Origin of the sequence: Cellulomonas denverensis, from assembly GCF_012396125.1 — a bacterium.
In the GTDB taxonomy this organism is placed as follows: Bacteria; Actinomycetota; Actinomycetes; order Actinomycetales; family Cellulomonadaceae; genus Cellulomonas; species Cellulomonas denverensis.
Window position 1 is genome coordinate 1 of record NZ_JAAXOX010000001.1, and the last position, 19,573, is coordinate 19,573.

General features: G+C 73.8%; 18 protein-coding genes. 16 read left to right on the forward strand and 2 right to left on the reverse strand.

Going from position 1 to position 19,573, the window contains the following annotated elements:
* Nucleotides 1–426 precede the first annotated feature (426 nt).
* The 15 genes from HGA03_RS00005 to aztD all read left to right on the forward strand — a co-directional run bounded on the left by HGA03_RS00005 (nt 427) and on the right by aztD (nt 15,926).
* Complete coding sequence (locus tag HGA03_RS00005; RefSeq protein ID WP_168628183.1) at nt 427–1,068, forward strand: thioredoxin-like domain-containing protein; 642 nt, start codon at nt 427–429, stop codon at nt 1,066–1,068.
* A complete protein-coding gene (locus HGA03_RS00010) occupies nt 1,065–1,724 on the forward strand; it encodes a DUF305 domain-containing protein (protein ID WP_239073627.1) in 660 nt (219 codons plus the stop codon). The genes HGA03_RS00005 and HGA03_RS00010 overlap by 4 nt, the downstream gene beginning before the upstream one ends.
* A 368-nt stretch (nt 1,725–2,092) precedes the next feature.
* The gene (locus HGA03_RS00015) at nt 2,093–3,274 is read left to right on the forward strand and encodes an LLM class flavin-dependent oxidoreductase (protein WP_168628185.1); all 1,182 of its coding nucleotides are present in this window, start codon (nt 2,093–2,095) and stop codon (nt 3,272–3,274) included.
* Nucleotides 3,271–4,437: an acyl-CoA dehydrogenase family protein gene (locus HGA03_RS00020; protein ID WP_168628186.1), complete on the forward strand. Its 1,167-nt coding sequence runs from the start codon at nt 3,271–3,273 to the stop codon at nt 4,435–4,437. Before HGA03_RS00015 ends, HGA03_RS00020 begins: the two co-directional genes overlap by 4 nt.
* Nucleotides 4,438–4,447: 10 nt before the next feature.
* Nucleotides 4,448–6,097: an ABC transporter substrate-binding protein gene (locus HGA03_RS00025; RefSeq protein WP_168628187.1), complete on the forward strand. Its 1,650-nt coding sequence runs from the start codon at nt 4,448–4,450 to the stop codon at nt 6,095–6,097.
* Nucleotides 6,094–7,089, forward strand: coding sequence for an ABC transporter permease (locus HGA03_RS00030; protein ID WP_239073628.1), 996 nt, complete (start codon nt 6,094–6,096; stop codon nt 7,087–7,089). The genes HGA03_RS00025 and HGA03_RS00030 overlap by 4 nt, the downstream gene beginning before the upstream one ends.
* On the forward strand, nt 7,086–7,985 hold the full coding sequence (locus tag HGA03_RS00035) for an ABC transporter permease (RefSeq protein ID WP_168628188.1): 900 nt from the start codon (nt 7,086–7,088) through the stop codon (nt 7,983–7,985). The genes HGA03_RS00030 and HGA03_RS00035 overlap by 4 nt, the downstream gene beginning before the upstream one ends.
* Nucleotides 7,982–9,568, forward strand: a complete 1,587-nt coding sequence (locus HGA03_RS00040) for a dipeptide ABC transporter ATP-binding protein (protein ID WP_168628189.1) — start codon at nt 7,982–7,984, stop codon at nt 9,566–9,568. The genes HGA03_RS00035 and HGA03_RS00040 overlap by 4 nt, the downstream gene beginning before the upstream one ends.
* Nucleotides 9,565–10,437 (forward strand): LysR family transcriptional regulator, encoded by an 873-nt coding sequence (locus tag HGA03_RS00045; protein ID WP_168628190.1) that lies wholly within the window; start codon nt 9,565–9,567, stop codon nt 10,435–10,437. The genes HGA03_RS00040 and HGA03_RS00045 overlap by 4 nt, the downstream gene beginning before the upstream one ends.
* Nucleotides 10,424–11,284: a sulfurtransferase gene (locus tag HGA03_RS00050; protein ID WP_168628191.1), complete on the forward strand. Its 861-nt coding sequence runs from the start codon at nt 10,424–10,426 to the stop codon at nt 11,282–11,284. The genes HGA03_RS00045 and HGA03_RS00050 overlap by 14 nt, the downstream gene beginning before the upstream one ends.
* Entirely contained in the window at nt 11,281–11,955 is a 675-nt protein-coding gene (locus tag HGA03_RS00055; RefSeq protein WP_168628192.1) for an alpha/beta fold hydrolase, read from the forward strand. Before HGA03_RS00050 ends, HGA03_RS00055 begins: the two co-directional genes overlap by 4 nt.
* Nucleotides 11,952–13,292, forward strand: a complete 1,341-nt coding sequence (locus HGA03_RS00060; protein WP_168628193.1) for an FAD-binding oxidoreductase — start codon at nt 11,952–11,954, stop codon at nt 13,290–13,292. The genes HGA03_RS00055 and HGA03_RS00060 overlap by 4 nt, the downstream gene beginning before the upstream one ends.
* A gap of 13 nt (nt 13,293–13,305) precedes the next feature.
* Nucleotides 13,306–13,848 (forward strand): NADPH-dependent FMN reductase, encoded by a 543-nt coding sequence (locus HGA03_RS00065; protein WP_168628194.1) that lies wholly within the window; start codon nt 13,306–13,308, stop codon nt 13,846–13,848.
* Nucleotides 13,845–14,396: a flavin reductase family protein gene (locus HGA03_RS00070; RefSeq protein ID WP_168628195.1), complete on the forward strand. Its 552-nt coding sequence runs from the start codon at nt 13,845–13,847 to the stop codon at nt 14,394–14,396. Before HGA03_RS00065 ends, HGA03_RS00070 begins: the two co-directional genes overlap by 4 nt.
* A gap of 189 nt (nt 14,397–14,585) precedes the next feature.
* On the forward strand, nt 14,586–15,926 hold the full coding sequence (gene aztD, locus HGA03_RS00075) for a zinc metallochaperone AztD (RefSeq protein WP_168628196.1): 1,341 nt from the start codon (nt 14,586–14,588) through the stop codon (nt 15,924–15,926).
* Between the two features lie 64 nt (nt 15,927–15,990).
* On the opposite strand, the gene HGA03_RS00080 is transcribed toward aztD, so the two are convergent.
* Together HGA03_RS00080 and HGA03_RS00085 are read right to left on the reverse strand one after the other, a co-directional pair.
* Nucleotides 15,991–16,260: a DUF7218 family protein gene (locus tag HGA03_RS00080; RefSeq protein WP_168628197.1), complete on the reverse strand. Its 270-nt coding sequence runs from the start codon at nt 16,258–16,260 to the stop codon at nt 15,991–15,993.
* Nucleotides 16,261–16,352: 92 nt separating this feature from the next.
* The gene (locus HGA03_RS00085; protein WP_168628198.1) at nt 16,353–16,826 is read right to left on the reverse strand and encodes a heme-degrading domain-containing protein; all 474 of its coding nucleotides are present in this window, start codon (nt 16,824–16,826) and stop codon (nt 16,353–16,355) included.
* A 144-nt stretch (nt 16,827–16,970) separates the two neighbouring features.
* On the opposite strand from HGA03_RS00085, the gene HGA03_RS00090 reads away from it, so the two are divergent.
* Entirely contained in the window at nt 16,971–19,568 is a 2,598-nt protein-coding gene (locus tag HGA03_RS00090; RefSeq protein ID WP_239073629.1) for a sodium-translocating pyrophosphatase, read from the forward strand.
* Nucleotides 19,569–19,573 lie beyond the last annotated feature (5 nt).

Sequence of the window (19,573 nt, forward strand, 5' to 3'; positions counted from 1 at the left end):
CGCCTCGTCTGCGCCGCCGCGCACCATCCGGGCTCACACCCGCCCCACCCCACCCCTCCTCACCGAGAGTGCGCAAATGCACGCTTCCTGAGCCGGGAGGCGTGCATTCGTGCACTCTCGGCGCAGTCACAGGGCCGCAGCGCAGGGGCAAGACGCAAGGGCCGGGCGCAGGGGCAAGGCGCAAGGGCCGGGCGCAGGGGCCAGGCGCAGAGGCCGGGCGCAGGGGCAAGGCGCAGGGCGCAGGGGCAGGGGCAGGGGCAGGAGCGCAGGGAGCAAGAGCCAGGGGCAAGAGGCAAGGGAAGGAGACAGGGGCGCGGGAGACAGGAGCGCAGGACAGCAGAGCAAGCCCCAGACCCACGGGACTGTTGAACCGTCAACTTGTCGCGTAGTCTCCTAGGACGTTGGTCCCCCACTCAAGGAGACGTCATGCCCGACCGCCGCACCACGACGGCCGAGCGCCAGGCCCGCCTGGCCGCCATCCGCGCCGAACAGCAGCGTGCCAAGACCCGCCGCACCTGGCTGCTCGGCTCCATCGCCGGCGTGCTGGTCCTGGGCCTGATCGGGGTCAGCATCGCGGTGATCTGGGACGCCGGCCGGGAGCAGGCCGCCCTGGAGGCCGCCGCCGATGGGGACATCGAGGGTGTCGAGGTGATCGACGGCCTGACGTTCAACCACGTCTCCACCACGGTCGACTACGCCCAGACCCCGCCGGCCGGTGGCGACCACAACGCCGCCTGGCTGAACTGTGGCGTCTACACCGAGCCGGTGCCGAACGAGAACGCGGTGCACGCCCTGGAGCACGGCGCGGTGTGGATCACCTACTCCCCCGATCTGCCCGCCGACCAGGTCGCCACCCTGCAGGCGATGGCCGAGGGCCAGTCCTATGTGCTGGTCACCCCGTACGAGGACATGGACTCCCCGATCGCGATCAGCGCCTGGGGCTACCAGCTCAAGGTGGACGACGCCGACGACCCGCGGCTGCCCACCTTCGTGCAGAAGTACCTGCTGAACCCGGAGCTGTCCGAGGTCGGCGCCCCGTGCTCCAACGGCGTGGGCGTGCCTGCGTGACCGAGGCACCCGTCGACGACCGGCCGCGGGGGCTGCCCCGGCCGGTCGTCGCCGTGTTGCTCGTGGCCGTGCTGGCGGTCGGCGCGCTGATCGGCGCCCTGCTGGCCCGGCAACCCGCGCTGGCCGTGCCCGCCGAGGGGTCGGTGGACGCCGGCTTCGCCCGCGACATGCAGGCGCACCATGCGCAGGCCGTGCAACTGGCCGTCCTGGTCCGCGACCGGTCCACCGACGAGGAGGTCCGGACCGTCGCGCTGGACATCCTGCTCACCCAGCAGAACCAGATCGGCCAGATGGCCGGCTGGCTGACCACCTGGGGCCTGCCCGCGGCGAGCAGCGCGGCCCCGATGGCCTGGATGTCCGACGGCGAGCACGCCCACGACGCCACCGCCACCGGCTCCTACGCCGACATGCCCGGCTGGGTGTCCAGCGCCGACCTGGCCCGGCTGACCGCCGCCGAGGGCGCCGAGGCCGACCGGCTGTTCCTGCAGCTGATGATCCCGCACCACGAGGGCGGGGTGGAGATGGCCGAGTACGCCGCCGCGCACGCCCGGATGCCCCAGGTGGTGGACCTGGCGAACGGCATCGTGACCTTCCAGGAGAAGGAACTGACGGTGCTGCACGACATGCTGGACGCCCGCGGCGGACCGGTGGAATGACCGCCTGACGGACGCTTCCGTCCCACCGATCAAGAATGCCGATCGGTCCAGATGGCAGAACACTGTTGGACGCCTGCGCGATGGCGCGCTTAGCGTGTCCGGCATGACGCGGAATCGACCCCTCGGACAGCGGGCGCTGCACAGCAGCCGGCCCGCCGTCACCGGTCGTCCCGTCGCCCCGATCTCCGGGGCGCCCGGCGCATGTGTGTGCGCCTGTTGTTGTCGCTGACGCGTCGCTGCTGACCGTCCGGCCGCCGCGGACCTGAACCGCCGCGTGCCCACCCCCCGTATTGCCGACCCGGCCCCGTCCTGCGCTGCAGGTGGTGCCCGGGCGCCTCCGCACACCCCTTTTCCCGGAAGGCTCCGCCATGCCCGTCGAGTTCATCTCCGCCATCAACGTCAACCCTGCCAACGAGGTCAACGGCCGCCGCGACAGCGCCATCGACGTCGACTACCTGCGCCGCTACGCCCGGATCCTGGAGGAGGGCGGCTTCGACTACTCGCTGGTGCCCTACGGGTCGGCCGGCCACGACCCGTTCACCATCTCCGCCGCCTTCACCCAGGTCACCGAGCGGCTGCGGCCGATCGTCGCGCTGCGGCCGAACACGATCTACCCCACGGTCGCCGCCAAGGCGCTGGCCACCCTGGACCAGCTCTCCGGCGGCCGGGCGGTGGTGCACTTCATCGCCGGCGGCGACGACCACGAGCAGGCCCGGGAGGGCGACCGGCTGACCAAGGCCGAGCGCTACGCCCGCCAGGAGGAGTACATCCGGATCCTGCGCCGGGTCTGGTCCGAGACCGAGCCCTTCGACCACGCGGGGACCTACTACTCCTTCGAGGACTTCGTCAGCCGGGTGCGACCGGTGCACGGCACCATCCCGGTGTCGGTGGGCGGCTCCTCCGCCGAGGCCTACGCCCAGGGCGGCGCGCTGGCCGACATCTTCGGGCTGTGGGGCGAGCCGCTGAAGGACACCCGGCAGCAGATCGACCGGGTCGCCGAGGCTGCCCGGGCCGCCGGCCGCACCGACACTCCGCGGACCTGGGTGACCTTCCGGCCGATCATCGCCCCCACCGAGGAACTCGCCTGGGAGAAGGCCGAGCGGATCCTGGCCATCCTGCAGAGCCGGTCCGGGGCACCGGGCGCCGGGCAGCCCAGCGGGCACCGCGGCGGGCTGTGGGTGCAGACCCCCGGCGCCACCGGCCCGGCGAACGTCGGCTCCCAGCGGCTGCTGGAGATCGCCGCCCGTGGTGACCGGCACGACCGCGCGCTGTGGACGCCGACCGCGAGCGCCACCGGGGCCCGCGGGGCCTCCACCGCCCTGGTCGGCACCCCCGAGACGGTCGCCGCCGCGATCCTGGACTACGTCGACCTCGGCGCGGACCTGATCTCGATCCGGGGCTACGACAACCTGAACGACGCGATCGACTACGGCCGCTACCTGATCCCGCTGGTCCGCGAGGAGCTGGCGCACCGGGAGGCCACCGGCGTGCGCGGCGAGGTCGTCGCCCAGCCGCCGCTGGACCAGGAGCTGTCGGCGGTGACCGCGTGACGATCCAGGCCCCGGCCCGGCCGGATCTGTCCGACGCGGCACTGGCCCGGGTGACCGCCGCCCTGGCCGTCACCGCCGAGCAGCACGACCGCACCGCCGAGTTCCCCTGGGCCGGCATCCACACCGTGCATGACGCCGGGCTGCTCGGCCTGGGCATCGGCCCCCGCTACGGCGGACCCGGGCTGACCGCCGTCGACGCGGTGCGGGTGCTGACCGCGCTGGGGGCGGGCGACCCGGCGGTGGCGCTGATCGTGGCGATGACCCTGGGCCAGCACGTGGCGCAGGACCGCAACCCGTGGTGGCCGGAGGAGCTGTACCGGCAGGTGGTGGACCGCTCCGCCGACGCACCGGTGCTGCTGAACGCGGTGCGGGCCGAGCCCGAGTGGGGCGCCCCGGCCCGCGGCGGACTGCCGGCCACCACGGTGCGCCGCGACGGCGACGGCTGGGTGCTGAACGGGCACAAGGGCTTCGCCACCGGCTCCGAAGGACTGGCCTACCACCTGGTCTGGGCGGTGCACCACGACGGTCCGTCCGGCGAACCGGAGCTGGCCCACGCCATCGTGCCCGGCGACCACCCGGGCGTCCGGGTGGAACGGACCTGGGACCACCTGGGCCAGCGGGCCACCAGCACCCACGACGTGCACTACACCGACGTGCACCTGCCGGCCGACCACTTCCGCGGGGTGCCGCAGTCCCGGCTGTCCCGCCAGGACTTCCCCGGGGCGATCGCCCTCGGGCTGCCCGCGCTCTATGTGGGGGTCGGCCGGGCGGCGCAGGCGTTCCTGCACCGCTTCGCCCGCGACCGGGTGCCGACCTCGCTGGGCCGCCCGATCGCCACCACCGAGCACATCCAGCAGACCGCCGGCCAGGTCGAGGCGCTGCTGGTCCAGGCCGAGGAGCTGCTGCTCGGCCTGGCCGCCCGGGCCGACGCCGGTGATCCGGGGGCGCCCGCCCGGTTCGGCCTGGCCAAGGTGCTCGCCACCCGGAACGCGATCGAAGCCGTCCAGACCACGGTCGCCGCCCTGGGCAACCCGGCCCTCACCCGGCACCACCCGCTCGAACGGCACCTGCGCGACGTCCTCGCCTCGCGGGTGCACCCGCCCCAGGAGGACGCCGCCCTGCTCGCCACCGGCCGCCGCCTGCTCTCCACCGACACCCCCTGAGGACTTCCCGATGACCCGCAGCCGCACCGCCCTGCCCGCCGTCGCCCTGCTCGCCCTGCTGTCCGCCTGCTCGGCGGCGGGCGCGACCGGCGCCGACCCGACCGACACCGCCGGCGACCCGGTTTCCGGGGGCACCCTGGATGTCGCGTTCTTCCCGGACAACGCCGCCTTCGCCTGCGTCGACCCGTTCCAGACCTACTGGATCGAGCACCGCACGGTGATCCGGAACTTCGCCGACTCGCTGACCGACCAGGACCCGGAGACCGGGGAGCTGGTGCCGTGGCTGGCGACCGACTGGCAGGTCTCCGACGACGGCCTGGCCTACACCTTCGACCTGCGCGACGACGTGACGTTCTCCGACGGCACCGCGTTCACCGCCGAGTCGGTGCAGCTGGCCTTCGACTCCGGCGCCGCCACCCTGGCCGAGCTGCCGACCGCCTACGGCGCGGTGTACCTGGCCGGCTACGACTCCACCGAGGTGGTGGACGACGACACCGTGATCGTGCACTTCAGCACGCCGAACTCGGCCTTCCTGCAGGGCACCTCCACCACGAACCTGGCGATCCTGGCCGCGTCCAGCTACCAGGCCACCCCGGAGGAGCGCTGCCTCGGGAACGTGGTCGGCTCCGGCCCGTTCGTGCTGGACGAGTACTCCCCGGGCGAGAAGACCGTGCTGACCAAGCGCGAGGGCTACGACTGGGGCTCGGAGCTGCGGGAGAACACCGGCGAGGCGTACCTGGACGGCATCACCTTCACCTATGTCGCGGAGGACAGCGTGCGGGTGGGGCAGCTCACCTCGGACGCGATCGACATCGCCTGGCCGCGCAACCCGATCAGCGAGAACGACACCGCGCTGATCCAGTCCGCCGGTGACTCCGTGGTCAGCCGCTCGCTGCCCGGGCCGGCGAACAACTACTACCCGAACCTCGCCGACGGGAAGATCCTGTCCGACGAGCGGGTCCGGCTGGCGGTGCAGAAGTCGATCGACCGGGACAGCTACGCCACCACCATCTTCGGCGCCGAGTACCCGTCGGTGACCAGCATCTACGACACCACCACCCCGGCCTACCAGGACCACTCCGAGGACCTGGCCTATGACCCGGACGGCGCGGCCGAGCTGCTGGACGAGGCCGGCTGGACGCTGGGCGACGACGGCTACCGCTACTCCGACGGCCGCAAGCTCACGCTGTCCACCCCGGTGATCGCCCAGTTCTCCGCCGGCGACCAGCTCATCCAGGACCAGCTCAAGGCGGTCGGCATCGACCTGGAGCTGAACGTGATCACCCAGGCCCAGCGCTCCGAGGTGCTGGCCGCCGGTGACTACGACCTGATCAGCACCTACTACACCCGCGCCGACCCGGGCGTGATCCAGTGGATCGTGGACGCCCGTTACGCCGGGTCGCAGGCCCAGGCGGTGAACGCGCTGACCGCCGAGCAGACCACCGAGGTGCAGGGGCTGCTGGACCGTGGCACCACCACCCTGGACCCCACCGCCCGCGCCGAGGTCTACGCCGAGCTGCAGGACTACTACCTGGATCACGCGCTGGCCTTCCCCACCTTCGAGCGGGTGCAGACCGCCGGGGTGTCCGCCGCGGTGCACGGCTTCCGGTTCACCTCGGAGTCCTTCGGTGACTTCGCCGGCACCTGGATCACACCGTGACCGCGGTGGTGCCGGCCGCACCCTGGGTGCAGCTGCGCCGGCCGTCCGGGACCTGGGTGTACGTCGCGGGCCGGGTGTTGCAGGCGGCCGGGGTGCTGTGGGCGGCCTACACGGTCACCTTCGTCATCCTCTGGCTGCTGCCCAGCGACCCGCTGGCCCTGGTGCTGTCCGCCAACAACGTGGAGCTGGACTCGCTGTCCCCGGCCGAGCTCGCCGCCGCCCAGGCCCGCTACGGACTGGACCAGCCCGTCCTGGCCCAGTACTGGCAGATGCTGACCGGCGCCCTGCACGGCGACCTGGGCACCTCCACCACCAAGGGCGTCCCGGTCACCCAGCTGATCGCCGAGCGGCTGCCCGGCACCCTGCAGCTGTCCGGCTTGGCGATCGTGCTGGCGCTCGGCGGCGGGGTGCTGGTCGCCTGGCTCGCCGCCTACGTCCGGTGGTCCCCGCTGCGGCTGCTGCTGACCCGGCTGCCGTCCGCCGGGGTGGCCTTCCCGTCGTTCTGGATCGGTCTGCTGCTGATCCAGGTGTTCGCCTTCAGCCTCGGCTGGTTGCCGTCCACCGGGCAGGCCGGGCCGCAGGCGTTGATCCTGCCCGCGATCACGATGGCGATCCCGACCGGCGCTGCCTTCGCCCAGGTGCTCACCCGCAGCCTGACCGACACGCTCGCCGAGCCGTACATCACCACCGCCACCGCCACCGGGCTGTCCCGGGCCGCGGTGATCGGCCGGCACGCCCTGCGCAATGCCGCCCTGCCGACCCTGACCATCCTCGGCCTGCTGGTCGGCGGCACCGTGACCGGCGCGATCGTCACCGAGACGGTCTTCGCCCGGCAGGGCGTCGGCACCCTGGCCCAGGAGTCGGTGCTCAACCAGGACGTGCCGGTGGTGCAGGCCGTGGTGGTGCTGGCCGCCGCCGCCTTCGTGCTGGTGAACCTGCTGGTCGACCTGCTCTACCCGTTGCTCGACCCCCGGATCGCGAGGTCACGATGACGACACTCACCCAGCCCCGGCTAGTCACCGCTCCCGCCACGGCCACCCCCGCCCGGACCGTCTCCGGCCGGGCAGCCCGCCGCCGCGCCACCGCCCGGGCCCTGCTGCGACGACCCGGCTTCCTGATCGCGCTCGCCTTCACCGGCTTCGTGATCCTGTCCGCCCTGGCCCCGGGCTGGTTCACCTCCGCCGACCCGTACGCCACCGCCCCGGCCGACAAGCTGCTGCCGCCCAGCGCGGCGCACCTGTTCGGCACCGACGAGCTCGGCCGGGACCTGTTCTCCCGGGTGCTGCACGGCGGGGCACTGACCATCCAGGCCACCGCCCTGGCGATCGGCATCGCGCTGGTCGGCGGGCTCGGGCTCGGCGTGCTGAGCGGGTTCGTCGGCGGGTGGGTGGACGCGGCGGTGATGCGGGTGGTCGACGTGCTGCTCGCCATCCCCGGCCTGCTGCTCGCCCTGGCGATCGTCACCGCGGTGGGCTTCGGCACCGTGCCGGTGGCGGTCGCAGTCGGCATCGGGATCATCCCCGGCTTCGCCCGCACCACCCGGGCCGAGGTGCTCCGGATCAAGACCCTGCCCTACGTGGAGGCCGCCCGCACCGGTGGCGGCTCCTGGGGCCGGGTGCTGCTGCGACACGTGCTGCCGAACTCCTGGGGGCCGGTGGCGGTGCTGGCGGTGCTCGACTTCGGTGCCGCGATCATCGCCGTGGCCGCCCTGTCCTTCCTCGGCTTCGGCGCCCAGCCACCGGCCGCGGAGTGGGGCACGCTGATCTCCTCCGGGCGCAACTACCTGGTCACCAGCCCGTGGCTCAGCCTGCTGCCCGGCCTGTTCGTCGGGCTGCTGGTGCTGGCGCTGAACCACCTGGCCCGCACGGTCGAGGAGGTCGGCCGATGACCGCCGTCGCCGCCCTGACCGACCTGCAGGTCACCTACGGCCGGCACGCCCCGGCGGTCCGCGGCGTCTCGCTCGGCATCGCCCCCGGGGAGGTGCTGGCGGTGGTCGGCGAGTCCGGCTCCGGCAAGACCACCACCGCCTCGGCGCTGCTCGGACTGCTGCCCGCGGCCGGGCGGATCACCGGCGGCCGGATCGAGGTCGACGGCCTGGACGTCACCCACGCCGGCGAGCGGGTCCGGCGCGGACTGCGCGGCCGGGTGATCGGCCTGGTCCCGCAGGACCCGATGGTCGGGCTCGACCCCACCCGGCGGGTGGGATCCCAGCTCGCCGAGGCGGTCCGGCTGCGCGACGTGCCCCGCCGGGCCGCCGGGGCCGAGGTGCACCGGCTGCTGCAAGAGGCCGGTGTCGACGACCCGGAGCTGCGCGCCCGCCAGTACCCGCACGAACTGTCCGGCGGCCTGCGCCAGCGGGTGCTGATCGCCCTGGCACTGGCCGGGCGCCCGCGATTGGTGGTGGCCGACGAGCCGACCTCCGCCCTGGACGTCACCGTGCAGCGCCGGATCCTCGACCACCTGGTCGGCCAGGTCCGCGAGTCCGGCACCGCCCTGCTGATCATCACGCACGACCTGGCGATGGCCGCCGACCGGGCCGACCGGCTGGTGGTGATGCAGGACGGCCGGGTGGTGGAGCAGGGCACGGCCGCGGCGGTGATCGACCGGCCGAGCGAGCCGTACACCCGTCGGCTGATCGCCGCCGCCCCCGGGCTGCGCGGCCTGCGCCCGCGGACCGACGACCTGCCCGGGGCGGACACCGTGCTCCGGCTGACCGGCGCCACGGTGGACTTCCCCGGCACCGGGCGGGCGCTGGACGGCGTCGACCTGGCGGTCCCCCGGGGCGGCACCCTGGCGGTGGTCGGCGAGTCCGGCTCCGGCAAGACCACCGCGCTGCGGGTCGCGCTCGGCCTGCAACGCCTCACCGCCGGCCGGGTCGAACTCGACGGCCAGGACGTCACCGGCGCCGGCTGGCGGCAGTGGCGACCGCTGCGCCGCCGGGTCCAGCTGGTGCACCAGAACCCGTTCGCCGCGCTGGATCCGCGGTTCACCGTGGCCGAGTCGGTGGCCGAACCGCTGGTGTCCTACCGGATCGGCGACCGGCGCTCGCGGCTGGCCCGGGCGGCCGAGCTGGTGGACCGGGTGGGACTGCCCTCGGACGCCCTGTCCCGGCTGCCGGCCGAACTGTCCGGCGGGCAGCGCCAGCGGGTGGCGATCGCCCGGGCGCTGGCCCTGTCGCCGGAACTGCTGCTGCTGGACGAGCCGGTCTCCGCGCTGGACGTGTCGGTGCAGGCGCAGATCCTGGACCTGCTGGCCGACCTGCAACGCGACCTCGGCGTGTCCTACCTGCTGGTCTCGCACGACCTGGCCGTGGTGGCGCAGGTGGCACACCGGGTGGCGGTGCTGCACCGCGGCATCCTGGTCGAGTCCGGCCCGACCGCCCGGGTGTTCGGTTCCCCGGAGCACGCCCGGACCCGGGAACTGCTGGACGCGGTGCCCGGCCGCCGCACCGCCCAGGGGGTGACCCGGTGACCGGGGCGCTGGACCTGGTGCAGCTGCGGTCCTTCGTCGCGATCGCGGACTGCGGTGGCTTCGGCCGGGCGGCGGTCGCCCTGCACCTGAGCCAGCCGACGGTCAGCCAGCACGTGCGCAGCCTGGAACGGGGGCTGCGCCAGACCCTGGTGGAGCGGCACGGCCGGGGCACCCGGTTCACCCCGGCCGGGGAGCGGCTGCTGGCCGAGGCCCGCCGGATCCTGGCGGTGCACGACGACGCCCTGGCCCGGCTGGACGCGGCCGGCCGGCGCACCGTGGTGGTCGGCTCCACCGAGACCGCCGCCGAGCAGGTGCTGCCCGGGCTGCTCACCGCGCTGCGCGGCGCCTATCCCGGCCGGCCGGTGCAGTTCAGCATCGATCGCTCGACCCAGATGACCGAGGCGATCGAGCGCGGGTCGATCGACGTGGCTGTGCTGCTCGCGCTCGGCCCGCAGACCCCGGGCCGGCCGGTGGGCACCCTGCCGCTGCGCTGGTTCGCCCGCCCCGGGCTCGATCTGGGCGGGACCGTGCCGCTGGTCGCCTACTCCGAGCCGTGCGGGATGCGCCGCCGTGCGCTGTCCGAACTGGGCGAGGCGGGCCGGGTGGTCGAGCTGGCCGCCGAGTCCACCAGCCTGGAGGGCGTGATCGCCGCCGCACGGGCCGGGATCGGGGTGGCCGTGCTGCCCAGTGCGGGCGCCGCCCCGGACGGCCTGGTCGAACGCACCGATCTGCCCCCGCTCGGCGTCGCCGCCATCCACCTGGCCGTGCGCCGCGGGCTGGACGTCGACCTGGAGTCGGCCGCCCTGGGCGCCCTGGAGACCTTCTTCGCCACCCTCACCGCACCGGAGACCGCCGATGACCCGCACTGAGCACCTGATCGACCCGCCGGAACTGGACCGGCTGCTGCACACCGGCACGCCGGTCCGGCTGCTGGACGTGCGCTGGACCCTGGCGGTCCCGGACGGCCGTCCGGCCTACCGCGCCGGACACCTGCCCGGGGCGGTCTACGTCGACCTGGACACCGAGCTGGCCGCCCCACCCGGTCCGGGCGGACGGCACCCGCTGCCCGAGCTCGGCGCGTTGCAGGCCGCGGCCCGCCGCTGGGGGCTGCGCACCGGCGAGGCGGTGGTGGTCTACGACGACAACGCCGGCCAGTCCGCAGCCCGGGCCTGGTGGCTGCTGCGCTGGGCGGGCCTGACCGACGTCCGGCTGCTGGACGGCGGGCTGGCCGCCTGGGCCGGGGCGGGTCTGCCGCTGTCCACCGCCGAGCCGGAGCCCGAGCCCGGCGACGTCACGCTGTCCGCCGGGCACCTGCCCACCCTGGACGCCGACGGCGCCGCACGGGCCGAGCTGCTGCTGGACGCCCGGGCGGGCGAACGCTACCGGGGCGAGGTCGAACCGATCGACCCACGGCCCGGCCACATCCCGGGGGCGCTCAGCGCGCCCACCGCCCAGAACGTCGACGCCGGTGGCCGCTTCCACCCCACCGCCGCGCTGACCGCCCGGTTCACCGCCCTGGGCGCCCGGCCCGGCCGGCCGGTGGGCGTGTACTGCGGTTCCGGCGTCACTGCGGCCCATCAGGCGCTGGCGCTCACCGTCGCCGGCTTCGACCCGGTGCTCTACCCCGGCTCCTGGTCCGCCTGGTCCGCCGACCCCACCCGCCCGGCCGCCCTCGGGCAGCCGGATCCCGTCCTCGCCGAGGAGGCACCGCGATGACCATCACCGACCCGGCCACCACCGCCGCCACCCGTACCTGGTCCGAGCCCGAGCACCTGGCGCCCCGCGGCACCGTCGTGCTGCTGGCCGGACGGGGTGAGACCCCGGAGGTGTACCAGCGCTTCGGCAGCCGGATCGCCGCCGACGCCTACCGGGTGATCGCCGTCGACGACGACCCGGCCGCCGCGGCCACCGCCGCCGCCCTGCTCGCGGACCCCGGACTGCCCGGGCCGCGGGTGCTGGCCGGGGCACGCCCGGACGCGGTGCTGCTGGCCGGCCTGCCGGTCCGGCCGGGGCCGCTGGGCCGGGCGTGGGGTGGCAGCTGGGAGACCGAGATCGCCGCGCGCACCGCCTGCCCGAACCACCGGGCGGTGCTGGCCCGCAGCGCCCGGGGCGGCATCGCCGAGGCCCTGCGCACCGCCCCGCCGATCGTCCGGGTCTCCCCCGGTGAGCTGGGCGTCCCGGTGCTGGCCGTGCACGGCGCCGCCGACCCGATCAGCCCGGCCGAGGAGGCGGTGCCCGCCCTGCGGGAGCTCGGCGCGCAGGTGCACCTGGTCGCCGACGGCCTGCACGACGTGCTCAACGACGTCCAGCACCGCTCGGTGGCCGCCACGGTGATCCTGTTCCTGGAGCGGCTGCGCGCCGGCGCGGACCTGGTGCGGCCGGCATGACCGCGGTCACCACGGTCGCCGGGCTGGACGCCCTGGCACCCACCGATCGGTCCGCCGAGGGCCGGGAGCGGGCCCGGTCCGACCGCTCCGGCTGGTCGCCCGACGGGCTGCCGGACGCGGTGGTGCGGCCGGACAGCGTCGACCAGGTGCAGCAGGTGGTCCGCTGGGCCGCCGCGCACCGAGTGCCGCTGGTCCCCCGGGGTGCGGGCACCGGGCTGACCGGTGGCGCCGCCGCGGCCCCCGGCCAGGTGGTGCTCGATCTGTCCGGCCTGGACGCGATCGAGTCCCTGGACCCGGGCGCCCGCACCGCGGTGGTCCAGCCCGGGGTGATCCTGGCCGACCTGGACCGGGCCGCCGCCGCCCACGGCCTGCGCTACGTGCCCGACCCGGGCAGCGTGGCGATCGCCAGCATCGGCGGCACCATCGCCACCAACGCCGGCGGGCTGCGCTGCGCCCGGCACGGCGGCACCCGGGAGGCGGTCGCCGGGCTGGACGTGGTGCTGGCCGACGGCAGCCTGCTGCGCACCGGCACCTCCGGCGCCCGCAGCGTGACCGGCTACGACCTGACCTCGCTGTTCGTCGGCTCCGAGGGCACGCTCGGCGTCGTGGTCCGGGCGACCGTCCGGCTGCAACCGCTGCCGGTGGCCACCGCCACGGTGACCGCGCTGTTCCCGGACGTGGCCACCGCCGCCCACGCGGTCGCCACGGTGCTCGCCGCCGGTCCGGTGCCGCCCACTCTGGAACTGCTCGACCACGCCACCCTGGCCGCCGTCGATCCCGCGCTGGCCGACCGCGGCGGTGCCTTCCTGCTGGTGCAGACCGAGGGGGCACCGGCCCTGGCGGAGGCCACCGCCCTGGCCGGGCTGCTGCGCGGCACCGCGCTAGAGGTGGACGTCACCGACGACCCGGTCCGGGCCGAGCGGCTGCTCGCCACCCGCCGGGACGCGCTGCCCGCAGTGCAGCGGCACGGCCGGGTGCTGATCGAGGACGTGTCGGTGCCACCCGCCGCACTGGCCGAGGCGATCACCGGGATCGAGGCCATCGCCGACCGCACCGGCGTCCGGGTGTTCACCTTCGCCCACGCCGGGGCCGGGGTGATCCATCCCCTGGTGCTCACCGACGACGGCGAAATCACCCCGCGGGTGCGCGAGACGGTCGACGCGATCGTCGCCCTGGCCCTGCGCCTGGGCGGCACCCTCACCGGCGAACACGGCATCGGCGCGCTCAAGCGGCACTGGCTGCCGGACGAGCTCGACCCGGTGGCCCGCACCACCCTGCACCGGATCAAGGCCGCCCTCGACCCGGCCGGTGTGCTCAACCCCGGCAAGGCGATCTGAGAGGACCCGAACCATGACCACCCTGCTCACCGGCGGCCCGCGTGTCGTCGCCCTCACCGGCAACCCCCGTACCGGCTCGCGCACCGCCGCCGCGGCGGAGACCACCGCCGCCCACCTGGCCCGTGAACTCGGCTGGGACGGCGCGGTGACCGCCCTGGACCTGGCCGTGATCGGCCCGGAACTGCTCGCCGCCGACCACCCGCGGGCCGACATCGCCCTGCGCACCGCCGCCGACGCCGCGCTGCTGGTGGTCGCCACCCCGGTGCACAAGGCCAGCTTCACCGGGCTGCTGAAGTCCTTCCTCGACCTGTACGGACCGCGCGGCCTGGCCGGGGTGGTGGCCGTGCCGCTGGTGGTGCCGGGCGACCCCGGTCACAGCCTGGTCGGCGACCTGCACCTGCGGCCGGTGCTGGTCGAGCTCGGTGCCGTGCTGCCGACCCGGTCGCTGGTGGTCACCGCCGGCGCCCTGCCCGACCTCGACGACCACCTGGACACCTGGTGGTCCACCGAGGGCCCCGCCCTGCGCCGCGCCGTGACCGTGGAGGTGACCCGATGAGCACCCTGAGCCGCCTGGAGGCCGACCTGATCGAGCAGGACGAGCCGCAGCTCACCCCCGACCAGTACAAGTCGGTGTTCCGCCGGCACGCCGCCGGGGTCGCGGTGGTGACCCTGCTCGGCGACCGGGGGCCGGTCGGCTTCACCGCCACCTCGGTGATCTCGGTCTCCGCCGCACCGCCGCTGCTGGCGTTCTCGATCGACTCCGGCTCCTCGTCCTGGCCCGCGCTGGCCCGGACCCGCACCCTGGTGGTCAGCTTCCTGGCGCACGACCAGGCCGACCTGTCCACCCGGTTCGCCGCCCGGGGCGAGGACCGGTTCGCCGCCGGTGGCTGGTCCACGCTGCCCACCGGCGAGCCGGTGCTGGACGGGGCGCAGTCCTGGGTCCGCGGCCGGGTGGTGCAGCGCACGCCGGTCGGCACCAGCTATCTGGTCAGCGTGCGCGCCCTGGACCACGGCACCCGGGAGGACGCCGAGCCACTGGTGTACCGCGACCGCCGGTACTACGCCCTCGCCGCCGTGGACGGGACATCCGCCGCCAACCGGTAGCCCCACCGGCGCGAGTGCGTCACCCCTGCTCCGACCTCGGCAGCGCCGCTCCCGCACTCGGCGCCGGAGCACCGACCTCACCACCCTGGACGGCTAATCAGAACGATTCTCATTATGTGTTAGGTTCGGCGGCGACACGTCACCCCCTCCCCGGAAGGAGTCGGCGCGGCCCGTCCGCGCCTCGCCACCATGAACACCCGCACCCGACCCCTCGCCACGCTCGGCGCCGGCCTGACCGCCGCCCTGCTGCTGGCCGCCTGCGGTCAGTCCGAGGACGCCGCCACCCCGGCCGCCTCGACCACCCCGGAGCCCGCCGCGACCTCCGCCGAGTCCGCCAGCCTCAAGCCGCGGCTGGTGCTGACCTACGACGGCGGGATCCAGGTCCTGGACGCCACCACCCTGGAGCCGGTCGCCGACCTGGAGCTGGACGGCTTCAACCGGGTCAACCCGGCCGGCGACGGGCGGCACGTGATGGTGTCCACCGCCGGCGGATTCCAGGTGCTCGACGCCGGGACCTGGGAGCAGGCGCACGGCGACCACGCGCACTACTTCGTCGCCGAGCCCCGGCTGACCGACCTGGTCTACGACGCTGAGACGCCGGGCCACGTCGTGGTGCACGAGGGCCGCACCGCGTTGTTCGACGACGGCACCGGCCAGGTCACGATCGTCGACTCCGCGGACATCGCCGACCCGGACACCGAGCGCCGCGCGTTCACCACCCCGCAGGCGCACCACGGCGTCGCGGTGGAACTCTCCGACGGCAGCGTGGTGGTCTCAGAGGGCGACGAGGACACCCGCACCGGCATCCGGCTACTGGCCGCCGACGGCGCACAGACCGCGGCCGACGACCAGTGCCCCGGCGTGCACGGCGAGGCGGTGGCGGCCGACGAGACGGTGGTGATCGGCTGCGAGGACGGCGCCCTGATCGTCGCCGGCGGCCAGATCACCAAGGTCACGTCTCCGGACGCCTACGGCCGGATCGGCAACCAGGCCGGCTCCGAGGACTCCCCGATCGTGCTCGGCGACTACAAGTCCGACCCGGACGCCGACCTGGAGCGCCCGACCCGGGTCAGCCTGATCGACACCCGGACCGCCGAGCTGACCCTGGTGGACCTGCCGTCCTCCTACACCTTCCGGTCGCTGGCGCGCGGCGATGACGGGGAGGCTCTGGTGCTCGGCACCGACGGCAACCTGCACGTGATCGACCCGGAGACCGGCACCCTGGTCCGCTCGATGCCGGTGCTGGACGCCTGGGAGGAGCCGGAGGACTGGCAGCAGCCGCGCCCGGCGATCCAGGTGCACGAGGGCACCGCCTACATCGCCGACCCGGCGCACGACCGGCTGCTGGCGGTGGACGTCCTGACCGGCGAGGTCTGGAACACCGCCGACCTCACGGTCACCCCGAACGAGCTGACCGTGGCCACCGGCGAGGCCGCGAGCCACGAGGCGCACGACGAGCACGCGGACGAGCACGAGGACCACGCCGACGAGCACGACGACCACGACCACGACGAGCACGAGGACCACTGACCCGTCCTGACACGCCACGGCCCGGCCCCGCGACGACATCCGCGGGGCCGGGCCGTGGTCGTGGTCAGTGCGACCGCAGGGCGTCGATCAGCTGGTCCTTGGTCATGCTGGACCGGCCGTCGATGTCGAGTTCGGCGGCACGCTTGCGCAGGTCGTCGACCGTCCAGTCGTCGTAGGACCCCGACTCGCCGCCCTTCCTGCCCACGCTGCTGCGGCCCCGGGCGGCGGCGGCATTGGCGATCCGCGCGGACTTCTCCTTGCTGTTGCCCTCGTCCCGGAGCTCCTCGTACAGCTCCTTGTCCTTGACGCTGGGACCGGGATCACGTTCCGGCATGGTGGACCTCCTTCGGCGTTCCTCCGACTGTGCGCCGGGCCGGGCCGGTCCGCATCTCAGCCGTCAGCTCACCCGGCGGCTCACCCGTCAGCTCACCCGTCCAGGAACCGCCGCACCGCCTCGACCACCAGCGCATGGTCGTCGGCCTGCGCCAGCCCGGAGACGGTCACCACCCCGACGATCCCGACCCCCTCGACGTGCACCGGGAACGCCCCGCCGTGCGCGGCGTAGCGCTGCACCGACAACTGCTGCTTGTCCGCGAAGGTCGTCCCGGCCGCCCGGTGCCGCAGGCCCTGCAGGTACGACGAGGTGCCGAAGCGCTCCACCACCCGGGCCTTGCGCTCGATCCAGCTGTCGTTGTCCGGGCTGGTGCCGGGCCGGGCGGCGTGGAACAGCTGCTGGCGGCCACGCCGGATATCGACGGTCACCGCCAGGTCGCGCTCCATCGCGAGTTCCACCAGCAGGGTGCCCAGCTCCCACGCGTCGTCATTGCTGAAGGTCGCGAACCGCAGCTCACGCTCCTGCTGTGCCACCTCCGCCACCAGGCGGGTCAGATCGTCGCTCATACCCGCCAGGATGGCACCACCCGGCCGGGCCGACAGCGGAACGGGTCACTCGGACGGGCCGGGCCGAACGTCACATCCGGACGACTTCGGCAGGTCCTAGCGTCGTGGTGGAACAGCAATGACGCTCTCAACCGGAAGTGCATCGTGGGTAGACACCTGTCCGACCATCCGACATTTTCTTCGCAGTCGTCCGGCGCCCCACCGGCGCGACGATCACCGCGTGCGGTTCTCGCCGCGATTCCGCTGCTCTTCCTGGCCGGCTGCGGCAGCGCGGGCGCGAGCACCGGCGAGGGCTCCGCACACGGCGGCGAGGCCAGCCTCGCGCTGCCGGACCTCGGCTCGGTGCAGGTGATGGGCGTCAGCGGCCGGCTGCTGCTGATGATCGGCCTGCTGGTCTGTGTCGGCGGGCTGGCCTTCGGCCTGGTCACGTCGGTGCGGCTCAAGCAGTTGCCGGTGCACGCCTCGATGCGCGAGGTCTCCGAGCTGATCTACTCCACCTGCCGGACCTACCTGGTGCGCCAGGGCCGGTTCCTGATGGTGCTGTGGATCTTCATCGCCGCGGTGATCCTGGTCTACTACCGGGTGCTGGTCGGCTTCGGCTGGGGCCGGACGCTCACCATCATCGCGTTCTCGCTGCTCGGCATGGCCGGGTCCTACGCGATCGCCTGGTTCGGCATCCGGGTGAACACCTTCGCCAACTCCCGGACCGCCTTCGCCGCCCTGCGCGGCCGGCCGCTGGCGGTGCACCGGATCCCGCTGCGCTCCGGGATGGGCATCGGCATGGTGCTGATCAGCGTCGAACTGCTGATGATGCTGGTCATCCTGCTGTTCCTGCCCCGGGACGTGGCCGGCGCCTGCTTCATCGGCTTCGCGGTCGGTGAGTCGCTGGGCGCCTCGGCACTGCGGATCGCCGGCGGCATCTTCACCAAGATCGCGGACATCGGCGCCGACCTGATGAAGATCGTGTTCAAGATCAAGGAGGACGACGCCCGCAACCCCGGCGTGATCGCCGACTGCACCGGGGACAACGCCGGCGACTCGGTCGGCCCGTCCGCGGACGGCTTCGAGACCTACGGCGTCACCGGCGTCGCGCTGGTCACCTTCGTGCTGCTCGCGGTGCCCGACCCGGCGCTGCAGGCGACCCTGCTGGTCTGGCTGTTCGTGATCCGCGCGGTGATGGTGGTCGCCTCCGGGCTGTCCTACGCCCTGAACGACTGGTGGACCCGGCGGCGTTACTCCGACGACCGCGCCCTCGACTTCGAGAAGCCGCTCAGCACCCTGGTCTGGGTCACCTCGGTGGTGTCGATCGCCCTGACCTTCCTGGTCACCTGGGCCATGCTCGGCGACCTGGGCGGCGACGCCTCCGGGCTGTGGTGGAAGGCCGCCACGATCGTCTCCTGCGGCACGCTGGCCGGGGCGCTGATCCCGGAGCTGGTCAAGGTGTTCACCTCCACCTCGTCCAAGCACGTGCGGGAGGTGGTGACCAGCTCCCGCGAGGGCGGACCGTCGCTGAACATCCTGTCCGGCCTGGTCGCGGGCAACTTCTCCGCCTACTGGCTGGGCGCGGCGATCATCGGCCTGATGGGCGCCGGGTACCTGATCAGCGAGCAGGGCATGGACGCGGTGATGATCGCCCCGGCGGTGTTCGCCTTCGGCCTGGTCGCCTTCGGGTTCCTCGGCATGGGCCCGGTCACCATCGCGGTGGACTCCTACGGCCCGGTGACCGACAACGCCCAGAGCGTGTACGAGCTGTCCCTGATCGAGGAGGAGCCCGGCGCGACCGAGCAGATCGAGGCCGAGCACGGCTTCACCCCGCAGTGGGACACCGCCAAGCGGATGCTGGAGGAGAACGACGGGGCCGGCAACACCTTCAAGGCGACCGCCAAGCCGGTGCTGATCGGCACCGCGGTGGTCGGCGCCACCACGATGATCTTCTCGATCATCGTCGGCCTGACCAACGGCCTGACCACCGGGCTGGAGAACCTGTCGCTGCTGCACCCGCCGTTCCTGCTCGGCCTGGTTGCCGGTGGTGCGGTCATCTACTGGTTCACCGGCGCCTCGATCCAGGCGGTCACCACCGGCGCCTACCGGGCGGTGGAGTTCATCCGGACGTCGATCACCCTCGACGACGACGCCGTCCGGGCCAGTGACCGGGACTCCCGGCGGGTGGTGGACATCTGCACCCAGTACGCCCAGCAGGGGATGCTGGTGATGTTCCTGGCGATCTTCTTCGCCACGCTGTCCTTCGCCTTCATCGAGCCGTATTTCTTCATCGGCTACCTGATGTCGATCGCCATTTTCGGGCTGTACCAGGCGATCTTCATGGCGAATGCCGGGGGCGCGTGGGACAACGCCAAGAAGGTGGTCGAGGTCGACCTGCAGGCCAAGGGCACCGCACTGCACGACGCCACGATCGTCGGCGACACCGTCGGCGACCCGTACAAGGACACCTCCTCGGTGGCCCTGAACCCGGTGATCAAGTTCACCACCCTGTTCGGGCTGCTGGCGGTCGAACTCGGTGTCCTGCTGCGCGACCAGGGCCGCGGCACGCTGGTCACGGTGCTGGCCGTGGTGTTCTTCGTGGTGTCGGCGTACTTCGTGCACCGGTCCTTCTACGGCATGCGGATCCGCTCCGGCGGGCCGGACGACGCCGTCGAGCCGATCCCGGCCGAGGGCACCGACCTCCCGCAGCAGGTGCGGCGGGAGTCGGACGACCTGGCCGGGACCGGGCAGGGCAGGTAGCCCGG

What these genes read in the sequence shown, in the direction of transcription:
- HGA03_RS00005 (WP_168628183.1), top strand. Translation starts at nt 427, where the DNA reads ATGCCCGACCGCCGCACCACGACGGCCGAGCGCCAGGCCCGCCTGGCC.
- HGA03_RS00065 (WP_168628194.1), top strand. Translation starts at nt 13,306, where the DNA reads ATGACCACCCTGCTCACCGGCGGCCCGCGTGTCGTCGCCCTCACCGGC.
- HGA03_RS00055 (WP_168628192.1), top strand. Translation starts at nt 11,281, where the DNA reads ATGACCATCACCGACCCGGCCACCACCGCCGCCACCCGTACCTGGTCC.
- HGA03_RS00085 (WP_168628198.1), bottom strand. Translation starts at nt 16,826, where the DNA reads ATGAGCGACGATCTGACCCGCCTGGTGGCGGAGGTGGCACAGCAGGAG.
- HGA03_RS00035 (WP_168628188.1), top strand. Translation starts at nt 7,086, where the DNA reads ATGACGACACTCACCCAGCCCCGGCTAGTCACCGCTCCCGCCACGGCC.
- HGA03_RS00060 (WP_168628193.1), top strand. Translation starts at nt 11,952, where the DNA reads ATGACCGCGGTCACCACGGTCGCCGGGCTGGACGCCCTGGCACCCACC.
- HGA03_RS00025 (WP_168628187.1), top strand. Translation starts at nt 4,448, where the DNA reads ATGACCCGCAGCCGCACCGCCCTGCCCGCCGTCGCCCTGCTCGCCCTG.
- aztD (WP_168628196.1), top strand. Translation starts at nt 14,586, where the DNA reads ATGAACACCCGCACCCGACCCCTCGCCACGCTCGGCGCCGGCCTGACC.
- HGA03_RS00080 (WP_168628197.1), bottom strand. Translation starts at nt 16,260, where the DNA reads ATGCCGGAACGTGATCCCGGTCCCAGCGTCAAGGACAAGGAGCTGTAC.
- HGA03_RS00015 (WP_168628185.1), top strand. Translation starts at nt 2,093, where the DNA reads ATGCCCGTCGAGTTCATCTCCGCCATCAACGTCAACCCTGCCAACGAG.
- HGA03_RS00070 (WP_168628195.1), top strand. Translation starts at nt 13,845, where the DNA reads ATGAGCACCCTGAGCCGCCTGGAGGCCGACCTGATCGAGCAGGACGAG.
- HGA03_RS00040 (WP_168628189.1), top strand. Translation starts at nt 7,982, where the DNA reads ATGACCGCCGTCGCCGCCCTGACCGACCTGCAGGTCACCTACGGCCGG.
- HGA03_RS00050 (WP_168628191.1), top strand. Translation starts at nt 10,424, where the DNA reads ATGACCCGCACTGAGCACCTGATCGACCCGCCGGAACTGGACCGGCTG.